This is a genomic window from Mycolicibacterium tusciae (assembly GCF_002086795.1).
Taxonomy (GTDB): Bacteria; Actinomycetota; Actinomycetes; order Mycobacteriales; family Mycobacteriaceae; genus Mycobacterium; species Mycobacterium tusciae.
Genome location: NZ_MVIM01000011.1, coordinates 166968 through 178099, shown reverse-complemented (window position 1 = coordinate 178099; position 11132 = coordinate 166968). Strand labels below are relative to the sequence as shown.

At 66.1% G+C, this 11132-nt stretch carries 13 protein-coding genes; 4 read left to right on the top strand and 9 right to left on the bottom strand.

Translation table 11 applies throughout. The features are described 5' to 3' along the window. Positions 1-85: 85 nt before the first annotated feature. Positions 86-883 (top strand): family 1 encapsulin nanocompartment shell protein, encoded by a 798-nt coding sequence (locus BST47_RS20380; RefSeq protein WP_083127444.1) that lies wholly within the window; start codon positions 86-88, stop codon positions 881-883. Positions 884-915: 32 nt separating this feature from the next. Here the strand turns inward: BST47_RS20380 and purQ are convergent, their stop codons facing one another. Genes purQ through BST47_RS20365 form a run of 3 tightly spaced genes read right to left on the bottom strand, consistent with a single transcriptional unit; the run spans position 916 to position 2537 of the window. Further along, positions 916-1590: a phosphoribosylformylglycinamidine synthase subunit PurQ gene (gene purQ, locus BST47_RS20375; protein ID WP_083127443.1), complete on the bottom strand. Its 675-nt coding sequence runs from the start codon at positions 1588-1590 to the stop codon at positions 916-918. Next, a complete protein-coding gene (gene purS, locus BST47_RS20370; protein WP_083127467.1) occupies positions 1587-1838 on the bottom strand; it encodes a phosphoribosylformylglycinamidine synthase subunit PurS in 252 nt (83 codons plus the stop codon). Before purS ends, purQ begins: the two co-directional genes overlap by 4 nt. A gap of 36 nt (positions 1839-1874) precedes the next feature. Continuing rightward, positions 1875-2537, bottom strand: coding sequence for an ATPase (locus BST47_RS20365; protein ID WP_083127442.1), 663 nt, complete (start codon positions 2535-2537; stop codon positions 1875-1877). 44 nt (positions 2538-2581) lie between these two features. On the opposite strand from BST47_RS20365, the gene BST47_RS20360 reads away from it, so the two are divergent. Both BST47_RS20360 and BST47_RS20355 read left to right on the top strand, forming a co-directional pair. Further along, the gene (locus tag BST47_RS20360; protein ID WP_083127441.1) at positions 2582-3235 is read left to right on the top strand and encodes an MBL fold metallo-hydrolase; all 654 of its coding nucleotides are present in this window, start codon (positions 2582-2584) and stop codon (positions 3233-3235) included. A gap of 26 nt (positions 3236-3261) precedes the next feature. Beyond that, positions 3262-3873, top strand: a complete 612-nt coding sequence (locus BST47_RS20355; RefSeq protein ID WP_207568646.1) for a hypothetical protein — start codon at positions 3262-3264, stop codon at positions 3871-3873. Here BST47_RS20355 and BST47_RS20350 read toward each other — a convergent pair. The 6 genes from BST47_RS20350 to BST47_RS20325 all read right to left on the bottom strand — a co-directional run bounded on the left by BST47_RS20350 (position 3870) and on the right by BST47_RS20325 (position 10446). Beyond that, a complete protein-coding gene (locus tag BST47_RS20350) occupies positions 3870-5513 on the bottom strand; it encodes an FAD-binding dehydrogenase (protein ID WP_083127440.1) in 1644 nt (547 codons plus the stop codon). The genes BST47_RS20355 and BST47_RS20350 overlap by 4 nt on opposite strands. Before the next feature lie 23 nt (positions 5514-5536). Continuing rightward, positions 5537-6241, bottom strand: a complete 705-nt coding sequence (locus BST47_RS20345; protein ID WP_083127439.1) for a DUF2334 domain-containing protein — start codon at positions 6239-6241, stop codon at positions 5537-5539. 73 nt (positions 6242-6314) lie between these two features. Then, positions 6315-6806 carry a glutathione peroxidase gene (locus BST47_RS20340; protein WP_083127438.1) on the bottom strand — a complete coding sequence of 164 codons (492 nt, stop codon included), beginning with the start codon at positions 6804-6806 and terminating at the stop codon, positions 6315-6317. A 10-nt stretch (positions 6807-6816) separates the two neighbouring features. Continuing rightward, entirely contained in the window at positions 6817-7383 is a 567-nt protein-coding gene (locus tag BST47_RS20335; RefSeq protein WP_083127437.1) for a TetR/AcrR family transcriptional regulator, read from the bottom strand. 37 nt (positions 7384-7420) lie between these two features. Further along, entirely contained in the window at positions 7421-9556 is a 2136-nt protein-coding gene (locus BST47_RS20330) for a S9 family peptidase (protein WP_083127436.1), read from the bottom strand. Further along, on the bottom strand, positions 9553-10446 hold the full coding sequence (locus tag BST47_RS20325) for a phosphoribosylaminoimidazolesuccinocarboxamide synthase (RefSeq protein WP_083127435.1): 894 nt from the start codon (positions 10444-10446) through the stop codon (positions 9553-9555). Before BST47_RS20325 ends, BST47_RS20330 begins: the two co-directional genes overlap by 4 nt. A 30-nt stretch (positions 10447-10476) precedes the next feature. Here BST47_RS20325 and BST47_RS20320 point away from each other — a divergent pair, with 30 nt between their 5' ends. Next, positions 10477-11097: a hypothetical protein gene (locus tag BST47_RS20320; protein WP_083127434.1), complete on the top strand. Its 621-nt coding sequence runs from the start codon at positions 10477-10479 to the stop codon at positions 11095-11097. Positions 11098-11132: the final 35 nt, after the last annotated feature.

The window sequence follows — 11132 nt, the reverse complement described above, 5'->3', positions numbered from 1 at the left end:
GATGCAGCCTCACCCGGCCCACCCGGGTCACAGCACAACGTAACAACACGAAGTAACTGCACCTACGAACTTAAGGAACCCGTTGATGAACAACCTGTATCGCGAGCTCGCTCCGGTCACCGAAGCCGCCTGGGACGAAATCGAGTTGGAGGCGACCCGAACGTTCAAACGGCACATCGCCGGGCGGCGCGTCGTCGATGTCAGCGAGCCGGGAGGCCCGGTGACGGCGGCGGTCAGCACCGGTCACCTCCGCGATGTGTCCCCGCCGGGCGAGGGCGTGGTGGCGCACCTGCGGGAGAGCAAGCCGCTGGTGCGCCTGCGGGTGCCGTTCACGTTGAGCCGCACAGCGATCGACGATGTCGAGCGTGGCTCGCAGGACTCGGATTGGGATCCGGTCAAGGAGGCTGCGAAGAGACTGGCCTTCGTCGAGGACCGGGCGATCTTCGAGGGTTACGGGGCAGCGTCGATCGAGGGCATCCGGGCGTGCAGCAACAATCCTGCGCTGGCGCTGCCGAGCGATGTCCGCGAGATCCCAGACGTCATCTCCCAGGCGCTGACCGAGCTGCGGCTGGCCGGCGTCGACGGGCCGTATTCGGTGCTGCTGTCGGCCGACGTGTACACCGAGGTCAGCGAGACGACCGAGCACGGCTATCCGATTCGCGAGCACCTCAACCGGCTGGTGGACGGCGAGATCATCTGGGCGCCCGCTATCGATGGCGCGTTTGTGTTGTCGACACGCGGTGGCGATTTCGATCTGCAGCTCGGGACCGACGTGTGCATCGGCTACCTGTCGCACAACGCGGAATCCGTCGAGCTGTACCTGCAGGAGACGCTGACCTTCCTCTGCTACACCGCGGAAGCGTCTGTGGCGCTGACGAAGTAGCGTCCTATGCGGCGAGCGACGAAGCCGGGCCGCTACGCGGCCAACACCTGGTCCAGTGCGGAATAGAACAGGCCAAGACCGTCGTCGGACGGCCCGGTCAGCGCCTCGGTGGCGTGTTCGGGGTGCGGCATCAGACCGACAACCCGGCCGTTGGCCGACGCGATCCCGGCGATGTTGCGCATCGAACCATTCGGGTTCTCGCGGTAGCGGAAGACGACCCGTCCCTCACCCTCGAGCTTGTCGAGCACGTCCTCGCTGGCAACGTACCGGCCCTCCCCCGACTTCAGCGGCACCAGCAGGTCGGCACCCAGTTCGTACCGCGATGTCCACGCCGTCGTATTCGATGCCACCTCAAGCCAGAGGTCGCGGCACACGAAATGCAGACCGGCGTTGCGGGTCAGCGCGCCGGGAAGCAACCCGGCCTCGCACAAGATCTGAAATCCGTTGCAAATACCCAATACCGGGAGACCCTGCGCCGCTGCGCGGACGACCTCACCCATCACGGGAGCGAACTTCGCGATCGCACCGGTCCGCAGATAATCGCCGTAGGAGAAGCCTCCGGGCACCACCACGGCGTCCACCTTCTTGAGGTCGGCGTCGGCGTGCCAGAGACTCACGGACTCCGCGCCGGCGAGCCGGACCGCCCGCGCCGCGTCGACGTCATCGAGCGTGCCGGGAAAGGTGATCACACCCACCCGGGCCGTCACGACCCGTCCCCCGCCGGTTCCCGGCTCACGCTCCAGTCCTCGATGACGGTGTTCGCCAACAGCGACTCGGCGATCTCGGCGAGCGTGTCGTCGTCGATGCTGTCATCGACTTCAAGCTCAAACCGCTTGCCTTGCCGCACATCTGAGACCGCGCCGAAGCCGAGACGACCCAGCGCGCCGACGATCGCCTGCCCCTGGGGGTCGAGGATCTCGGCCTTCGGCATCACATGCACTACCACCCTTGCCACGGCGACCACTCTACCTGCGGGTTCTGCCGGGCCGCCTCACCGGCACGATCCGATGTACGCATCGCACAGCGGAGCCGCCATCGCGTCGAACACCTGCGCGTCCGGCGCGGCTGACCAGGGCACGAGCGGCGGCAGCGTCGACCACATGGCCAATTCCACGACGGTGCTGCTGGACGCGTGGGCGAACAGGTACTGGTGAACCACCCGTTGACCGGGGACGCTGATCACCGCGGCCAGCCGAAACGGATCGCTCGTCGTGATCGACGGGGACGCGAGCGGCGCGGTGACCTGGCAGTCCCGCAGCCTCGCTCTGGCCAGATCCAGGGCCTGCGTGGCCGTCGGCCCGAACTGCGCGGTGGGGCCGCGCCAGTGAATGACCTGCACCCGCAGCTGCCACTGCCCGGGCGGCTTGGTCACCGTCGCCATCGCGGCCACCGCATAGTCCCTGGCGTCGCCGATGAGCGGCGGCGAGGCGCACATCTCCTCGAAGGTGAACCGTGGCGCGGACGCTTTCACGGCGAGACCGGCAAGGCCGGGCCAGCGATAGACCGCGTCGAGCGGAACGGCGGAGGGTGCGATCCACGCCGAATCGGGGATGGAGTCGCAGATCGGCGGGCAGATGCCGGGCACCGCGGAGGCGGTCGCCGGGGCGATGGTCAACCCGCACGTCGCGACAGCCAACGCCCACAACAATCGCACGTCTGCACTACCCCCTGGAGAACGCCTGCGCGCACAATATAGGAATGCAATTGACGCATTTCGGCCATTCGTGCTTACTCGCCAACTTTCGCGACGATTCGGCGAACGAGACCACGATTCTGTTCGATCCGGGTACGTTCTCTCACGGATTCGAGGGCATCACCGGCCTGTCTGCCATCCTGATCACCCATCAGCATCCCGACCACGCCGACCCGGAGCGCCTGCCCGCTCTTCTCGACGCCAACCCGCAGGCCGCGCTGTACGCCGATCCGCAGACGGCCGCGCAGCTCGGTGGTTCATGGCAGGCGGTCAACGTCGGCGACGAATTGAGCATCGGACACCTCACCGTCCGCGGCACGGGCGGGCGCCATGCGGTCATTCATCCGGAAATCCCTGTGATAGACAACATTTCGTATCTGGTCGGCGACGGCACCCATTCGGCGCGACTGATGCATCCCGGCGATGCATTGCACGTTCCCGACGAGCCGGTCGACGTGCTCGCGACACCGGCCGCCGCACCGTGGATGAAGATCTCCGAGGCGGTGGACTACCTGCGCGCGGTCGCTCCCACGCATGCAGTCCCGATCCATCAGGGCATCGTCGACCCCAGCGCCAGGGGCATCTTCTACGGCCGACTCGAGGAGATGACCGACACCGACTTCCAAGTGCTCGCAGAGGAGAACGGCACGGAGTTTTGATTCGCGTTTCGGCCGCGGAGTTCTGAGTGGTTCGCCGAGGGCGCCTGGTGTTCAGTGGCCACATCGCGGGGTTCGGAACCGAAGCGGGTGTCCGGATGGTCGTCGGCGCGTGGGAGAAGTCGCCGTTCGGCCGCTTCGCCGACGTCATGGTCGAATCGGCGGACGGTGAACGCACCTTACTCGCACCGACATCCGTCATCGCCGAATTCGTCTCGCAGACCTACACTTTCGACCGCATCGAACTCGGCGAGGTTGATGTCCGGCACACCGCCGAGGGTTTCATCGTCACCGCGCCCGGCCTCGCGGTGTCCGGCATCCTCGGAGGTCCCGCGCCGTTCGACTGGTTGCTCCGGTTGGTACCACCGAGACTGATGAGAACGCCGGCCTGGCTGCGCCTCATCAATCCGCTCGCGACGATGCTGGTACCGGGCGTTCGTACTGCGGGCAGCGCGGGCAATGGGCGTCGCGAATACTACGGGGTCCGACGCACAAGGCTCATCACGGCCGTCGACGGCACATTTGAAGGAGACGACGTCGGCAAGCTCACGGCGCTGGACCCGCCGGTGCGGTTCGGGTTCTCGTCCGCACCGTCGACACCCCAACTGGTCGCGGTGACCACCACCATCGACCTGCCCTAGCCGACGTCCCTCGCCGCCGACCGACCCGCCGCACGGCCGGAGAACACACAGCCGCCGAGAAAGGTGCCCTCCAGCGAGCGGTAACCGTGAACGCCACCGCCCCCGAATCCGGCAGCCTCGCCTGCGGCGTACAGCCCACTGAACGTCGAACCGTCGGACTTCAATACCCTGGAATCGAGATCGGTTTCCAAGCCGCCCAACGACTTCCGGGTCAGGATGTGCAGCTTCACCGCGATCAGCGGACCTGCCTTGGGGTCGGTGATCGGGTGTGGGGCCACGACGCGGCTGATCTTGTCGGAGATGAACGCGCGCGCACCGTGGATCGCCGTGATCTGGCTGTCCTTGGTGAACTTGTTGACGGTCTCCCGGTCGCGGGCGGTGACTTCCTTCTCCACGACGTCGTAGTCGAGCTGCTCGACGTCGGGCACCGTGTTCATTTTGGATACCAACTCCGGCAACGAATTCGCCGTCACGAAGTCGACGCCCTTGTCGACGAACGCCTGCACCGGCGGTGGCGCACCAGGCCTCACGCGGCTCAGCACCTGGCGCACGCTACGGCCGGTCAGATCGGGATTCTGTTCCTGCCCCGACAGACTGAACTCCTTCTCGATGATGCGCGCGTTCAGTACGTACCAGGTGTAGTCGTGACCGGTTTTGGCGATGTACTCCAGCGTGCCGAGGGTGTCGAAGCCGGGGAACAACGGTGGCGGCAGACGCCTGCCGGTGGCGTCCAGCCACAGTGATGACGGGCCGGGAATGATGCGGATACCGTGCAGCGGCCAGATCGGGTCGTAGTTGGTGATGCCCTCGGTGTAGTGCCACATCCTGTCGCTGTTGATCACCCGTGCGCCCGCCGTCTCGCTGATACCGATCATCCGGCCGTCGACGTGCGCGGGCACACCACTGAGCAATTGCTCGGGAACGCGACCCATCCGCTTGGGCCAGTTCTGACGAACGAGGTCGTGGTTGCCGCCGATCCCGCCGCTGGCGACGATCACCGCCTGCGCCCGCAATTCGAAGTCGCCGACGGTGTTTCGGGACGACGCCTCACCACGGGCCGCATCGGACGGTTCGAGCACCGCGCCGCGCACACCGACCACCGCGCCGTCCTCGACGACAAGCTCGTCGACTCGACGGCGATGTGCGAAGGTCACTTTCGCGTTCCCGCTCAGCCGGCGGGCGAACACCTCCACGATCGCCGGTCCCGTGCCCCACGTGATGTGGAACCGCGGGACCGAATTGCCATGTCCGCGAGCATCATAGCCGCCGCGCTCGGCCCAACCGACCACAGGGAAGATCTTCAGTCCACGCTCGCGCAGCCAGCCGCGCTTCTCGCCGGCGGCGAAGTCGACGTAGGCGTGTGCCCACTGCCGCGGCCAGTGGTCCTCGGGCCGGTCGAATCCCGCCGCGCCGAGCCAGTCCTGCAGCGCGAGCTCGTGGCTGTCGCGGATGCCGAGCCTGCGCTGCTCGGGGCTGTCGACGAAGAACAGCCCGCCGAACGACCAGTACGCCTGACCACCCACGTTGTTGGCGTTCTCCTGGTCGACGATCAGGACCCGGCGGCCACGTTCGACGAGCTCACACGCGGCGACCAGACCGGCGAGACCAGCTCCTACGACAATGACATCAGCGTCTGCCATGCCGCCACGTTAGCGGCCGCGGGCTACGCTGCGTCTGTCAATGCGCTGTACGGCGTCCATTGATAGACGCCGGGCCTGCACTGGTACATGAGGGAGAGGTCGACGGCGTCGAGCATCGCCTGCCGCGGTCCGGGCCTACGCAGGTGACGGGCCGCCACGGCGACCCGAACCACGCCGTCGCGCCGTGCAGTGCGTTCGGCGGCGAGCACCAACGTGCGGCACCACCACGGCTCGGTGAGAAAGCCCTCACCTATGCCGAGCACCCGGGCACGCACCGTCTTATGACGCACCAGGTCCGTGATCTCGTTGAGCGCCGCAAGCATGCGAAAGCCGTTGCGAGGCAACGCTGTCACCGTTCCAGGCGATACGGTCCAGCCTGGCGCGACGAACAGTCGGGTGCGCAGCCCCACGTGTTCCATCACCCGGTCAGCGGCCATCAGTCGCAGGTTCGCCTCGTGTGCGGGCAGGGTCGCGAACTCGCCGCGCCGTTTCTTGGTGCTCGCTTCGTCGAAACCGTGCAGCACGATCGCATCGCCCGCGTCGCGCCGGAGACTCAGCCACTCGACGGTGGGAGTGTCTTCATCGAGCCGGTATCCACCCTTGATTCGCGGCGCCACCAGAAGCGACACCGGCACTGCGCGCGCGTCGAGCTGACCGCAGAAGTCCACGACCTCGGGCATGGTGCGGTCGCTGATCCCGGAAATCGAGACGATCAGTTGTCCAGCCACGCGCTCAGTGTGGCAACTTCAGGTGTCGCAACGGTTTCTGACACCCTGCGCGCAGTTGTCCATCCGGTGCGAACTACCGGGGCAGCACTTCTTCGATGGCCGCGATGACCTCGGGAGCGTCCGGTTCGGTGCGCGGTCGGATCCGCTTGACCACGGTGCCACCCGGTGCGAGCAGGAACTTCTCGAAGTTCCACTGGATGTCGCCCGCTTCACCTGCATCGTCGGTCGTCTTGGTCAGCTCGGCGTACAGCGGATGCCGGCCGTCGCCGTTGACGTCGGTCTTCTCCAGCAGCGGGAACGTCACCCCGTAGGTGGTCGAGCAGAACTCCGCGATCTCCTCGGCCGAACCCGGCTCCTGACCCATGAACTGGTTGCACGGCACGCCGATCACGGTGAGCCCGCGGTCCCGGTAGTCCTTCGCCAGCCTCTCCAGCCCCGTGTACTGCGGCGTGAGGCCACATTTGGAGGCGACGTTGACCACCAGCGCGGCGCCGTCGGCGAGTTGGCCGAGCGTGGTCGGCCGGCCGTCGAGCGTGGTCAGTGGGATGTCGTTGAGCGATGTCATGCCTGGCACGCTACCCGCTCTTGAACAGCATCCCCGCGACTCGGCGCACCGTCTGCATCGGATCGGCGCTTTCGTCGATGGCCGGGACGTTGCCGTTCAACCACAGCAGCGAAAATCCATGCACCAGAGACCATGCCGCCAGTTGCGCCGCCCGCGGGTCGTTCTCGGCCCGCGCATCGTCGAGAGTGCCGACGCCACGGACGAGTTCGGCACCCGCCGCGTCCTGCGCCGCGATCAGCTCCTGGTTATCGGGATCGACGAGCGAGCGGTCGAACATCACCGTGTAGTGTCCGGGATTCTCGAGTGCGAAACGCACGTATGCCCTTGCCGCGTCGATGAACTCGGGGCGGGCACCGTCGAGAGCGGTCGCCAGCTTGCGCCAACCCTCGGCGGCCAGCGCGGTGAACAGCCCGCGACGGTCGGTGAAGTGATGCGCCGGTGCGGCGTGCGAGACCCCGACGGCGCGAGCCAACTCCCGCAGCGAGATCCCATCGGCACCCCGCTCGGCGACCAGCTCGGCCGCCTGCGCGAGGATCACGGCCTTCAGGTCGCCGTGATGGTAGGAATCCCTGGTCATCCCGTGATCATACCGCTGATCTTGACAATGCCTAGATCTAGGAACGGTCGAGCAGTTCTTCTTCGTAGGCGCCGCCGACATGGTTGGCCTTGGCGGCGTCGAGCAACCATGCGTACTGGAACGCCGCTTCCTTCCAGCGCTCGTAGCGGCCGCTGATGCCGCCGTGGCCGGCGTTCATCTCGGTCTTGAGCAGCACTTCGGGTGCGGCTTCGGGATGGGTGTGCCGCAGCGCGGCCACCCATTTCGCAGGTTCGACGTACAACACGCGGGTGTCGTTCAACGACGTCATGGCGAGGATGGGCGGATAGCGCTTGGCCTCGATGTTCTCGTACGGCGAGTACGACTTCATGTAGTCGTATACGTCGCTGTCCTGCAACGGATTACCCCACTCGTCCCATTCGGTGACGGTCAGCGGCAAGGACGGATCCAGGATCGTGGTCAGGGGGTCGACGAACGGCACGAGGGCGAGGACGCCCGCGAACAGTTCGGGAGCCATGTTGACGACGGCCCCGACCAGCAGCCCGCCCGCGCTGCCGCCGTAGGCGACCATGGTCTCGGCACGGGTGATGTCGGTGTCGACGAGATGCTGTGCGACGGTGACGAAATCGGTGAACGTGTTCTTCTTCTCGAGCAGCTTTCCGTGCTCGTACCAGGGGCGCCCGAGCTCACCGCCGCCGCGGACGTGGGCGACGGCGAACACCATGCCGCGGTCGAGCAGTGAAAGGCGGGCAATGGAGAATCGTGGATCCTCACATGACTCGTATGCCCCGTAGCCGTACAGCAGCGTCGGTGCCGGGTATTGCAGGCCGATGCGGTGGACGATCGAGATGGGAACCCGCGCCCCGTCGGCAGCGACGGCCCAGTCGCGACGCTCGACGTAGTCCTCGGACCGATAGTCGCCGAGCACCGGTTGCTCGCGCAGCAGCGTGCGCTCCCCCGAGGCCAGGTCGACGTCGTAGATCCGCACCGGGATGACGAACGAGGTGGCGCCGATCCGCAGCTTGGGTGAGCTCCAGTTGGGGTTTCCGCCCAGCCCCGCCGACATCAGTTCCGATTCGAAGGTGAGTTCCTCGGGATGGCCGTAGGTGCCGTTGGTGTAGATGGGCCAGAGCTGGATCTTCGGCAACGCCTCGCTTCGGTAGCCGACGACCAGGTGTCCCTCGAACGCGTCGACCGAGTCGAGGCGAACGTCGTCGCGGTGCTCGATCAGCGTGCGGAACGTCATCGGGTCCGACACCGGCGCCTCGACGAGCGTGAAGTTCTCCGCACCATCGTTGTGCAGAATCAGGAATCGATCCTCACCGCCGACGATGGCGTGTTCCACCGAGTACTCGACCAGCTCGCGGCGGGGCCACACCTGGGTGAACTCCGTCTGCGGGTCGACAGCGTCGCCGTATCGGACCTCGGTCGTGACGCCGCTACCCGCGGCGATGAGAACGTACTTGTCACTGCGCGTACGCCCCACTGCGAGCCAGAACTTCTCGTCGGGCTCGTGATACACCCGCTCGGCAGGTAGACCGGATCCGATGCGGTGCCGCCACACGGTGTCCGGCCGCCACGCATCGTCGACCGTCGTGTAGTAGACGGTGCGGTTGTCCGCGGCCCACGTCACGCCTGCACTTATGCCGGCGATCTCGTCGTCGTACATCGCGCCGGTTCGCAAGTCCTTGAACCGCAACGTGTATCGCTCATCGCCCTTGGTGTCGACCGAGAAAGCGAGGACATTCCCGTCGATGCTGACCCCCGCGGCGCCCAGCGCGAAGAAGTCGTGGCCCCCAGCCTCCACGTTCTCGTCGATGAGGATCTGTTCGCCGGGGATCGCGGTCTGCTCGTCAAGCTCCGGCGGCGTCCAGTCGTTCAAATCGCCTATCGGACAACGGCAATGCACGTTGTACTGCTTGCCCTCGAAGCTGCGGCCGTAGTACCACCAGTCGCCGCGCCGGGTGGGCACCGAGAGGTCGGTCTCCTTGGTGCGGGCCTTGATCTCGTCAAAGATCTTCTGCCGCAGGTCCACGAGGCCCTCGGTGGCGTTGTCGGTGAACTCGTTCTCCGCCTCGAGGTATTCGGTCACCTCGGGATCGGATTTGTCGCGCAGCCACTCGTAGGGGTCGATGAAGACGTCGCCGTGATGCTCACGCCGATGGTCGACGCGCTTTGCGATTGGGGGCCTCACGCGTTCACGCCTATCCAGTCATCGAACTTCAGGCCCGAGATGCGTTCGTAGGCTTCGATATAACGCGCACGGGTCGCGTCGACAATTTCTGCGGGCAGCGGCGGCGGGGGTTTGTCTCCGTGACGGTCCCACCCGGACTCCGGGCCGATGAGCCAGTTGCGGACGAACTGCTTGTCGAAGCTGTTCTGCACGACGCCTTCGGAGTACTCGTCGGCACGCCAGTAGCGCGACGAGTCAGGCGTGAAGATCTCGTCGGCCAGCCGCAGGTTGCCGTCGGAGTCGACACCGAACTCGAACTTGGTGTCGGCGACGATGATGCCCTTGGTCAGCGCATGGTCGGCGCCCTGGATGTAGGTCTGCAGCGTGCGCTCGCGCAGTTGGTTCGCCCGCACCGCGCCGACCAGCTCGATGACGTCGTTGAAGGAGATGTTCTCGTCGTGCGCGCCCAGTTCGGCTTTGGTCGCCGGGGTGAACAACGGCTCGATGAACCTGCTGGCCTCGACCAGGCCCGACGGCAGCGGGATACCGCACACCGAACCGGTCTTCTGGTAGTCGATCAGCCCCGAGCCGGTCAGGTAACCGCGCGCCACCGCTTCGACGGGCATCATCTCGAGTTCGGTGACCACCAACGCCCGGCCCAGGACGTCCTCGGGGATGCGTTCGTCGTCGGGTGGGCCCGCCAGATGGTTGGGTGCCTCGACGAGGTCGAAGAAGAACACGCTCATGGCGGTCAGAATCCGACCCTTGTCGGGGATCTGACTGTCGAGGATGTAATCGAAGGCCGAAATGCGGTCGGTGGCGACAAACAGCAGGTGCTCGTCGTCGATTCGATACAGCTCGCGAACTTTGCCGCTAGCCAGATGCTGGTAGTCGGACAGAGCGGGGCGCATCGGGCCAGCCTATCGGGCAGCATCGGCATCATGAGTTCGCGGTTTCTTCCCTATGCCACCACGCCGACCCGCCTGCTGGCCCAGCTGATCAGCGACATCGTCGTGATCACCTGGGCTGTGATCTGGGTGCTCGTCGGCATGGCCGTTCATGCCGCCGTGTCCACGATCGCCGAAGTGGGCCGTCGAGTGCAGGACGGCGCCAACGGCGTCGCCGACAACCTCAACTCGGCCGGTGACAACACCGACGACTTTCCGCTCGTCGGGGACTCGCTGGCCAAACCCTTGCGGGCGGCGGCCGAGGCCGCGCTCGACATCGCCGGTGCCGGGCAGAGCCTCGACTCGACGGCGTCGTGGCTGGCGTGGGTGCTGGCGCTGGCGGTTGCGGCACCGCCGATTCTTTTCGTCGCACTGCCCTGGCTGTTCCTGCGTATTCGGTTCTTCCGTCGCAAGTGGACTGCAATCACGTTGGCGCGAACGCCTGCGGGTGAACAGTTGCTGGCGATGCGGGCGTTGGCGAATCGGCCGTTGAACAAGCTGCTGGCGGTCGACGAGGACCCCGTAGGAGCGTGGCGCAGCTACGACCCGGTGGTGATACGCGGCCTCGCGGCGTTGGAATTGCGGGCCGCCGGCGTCCGACGTGTCCGCCAATAGGCGATTTGTGCACGTTTCGGAGCGCTCACCGCTCG

What these genes read in the sequence shown, in the direction of transcription:
- BST47_RS20380 (WP_083127444.1), top strand. Translation starts at nt 86, where the DNA reads ATGAACAACCTGTATCGCGAGCTCGCTCCGGTCACCGAAGCCGCCTGG.
- BST47_RS20360 (WP_083127441.1), top strand. Translation starts at nt 2,582, where the DNA reads ATGCAATTGACGCATTTCGGCCATTCGTGCTTACTCGCCAACTTTCGC.
- BST47_RS20350 (WP_083127440.1), bottom strand. Translation starts at nt 5,513, where the DNA reads ATGGCAGACGCTGATGTCATTGTCGTAGGAGCTGGTCTCGCCGGTCTG.
- BST47_RS20340 (WP_083127438.1), bottom strand. Translation starts at nt 6,806, where the DNA reads ATGACATCGCTCAACGACATCCCACTGACCACGCTCGACGGCCGGCCG.
- BST47_RS20335 (WP_083127437.1), bottom strand. Translation starts at nt 7,383, where the DNA reads ATGACCAGGGATTCCTACCATCACGGCGACCTGAAGGCCGTGATCCTC.
- BST47_RS20325 (WP_083127435.1), bottom strand. Translation starts at nt 10,446, where the DNA reads ATGCGCCCCGCTCTGTCCGACTACCAGCATCTGGCTAGCGGCAAAGTT.
- BST47_RS20320 (WP_083127434.1), top strand. Translation starts at nt 10,477, where the DNA reads ATGAGTTCGCGGTTTCTTCCCTATGCCACCACGCCGACCCGCCTGCTG.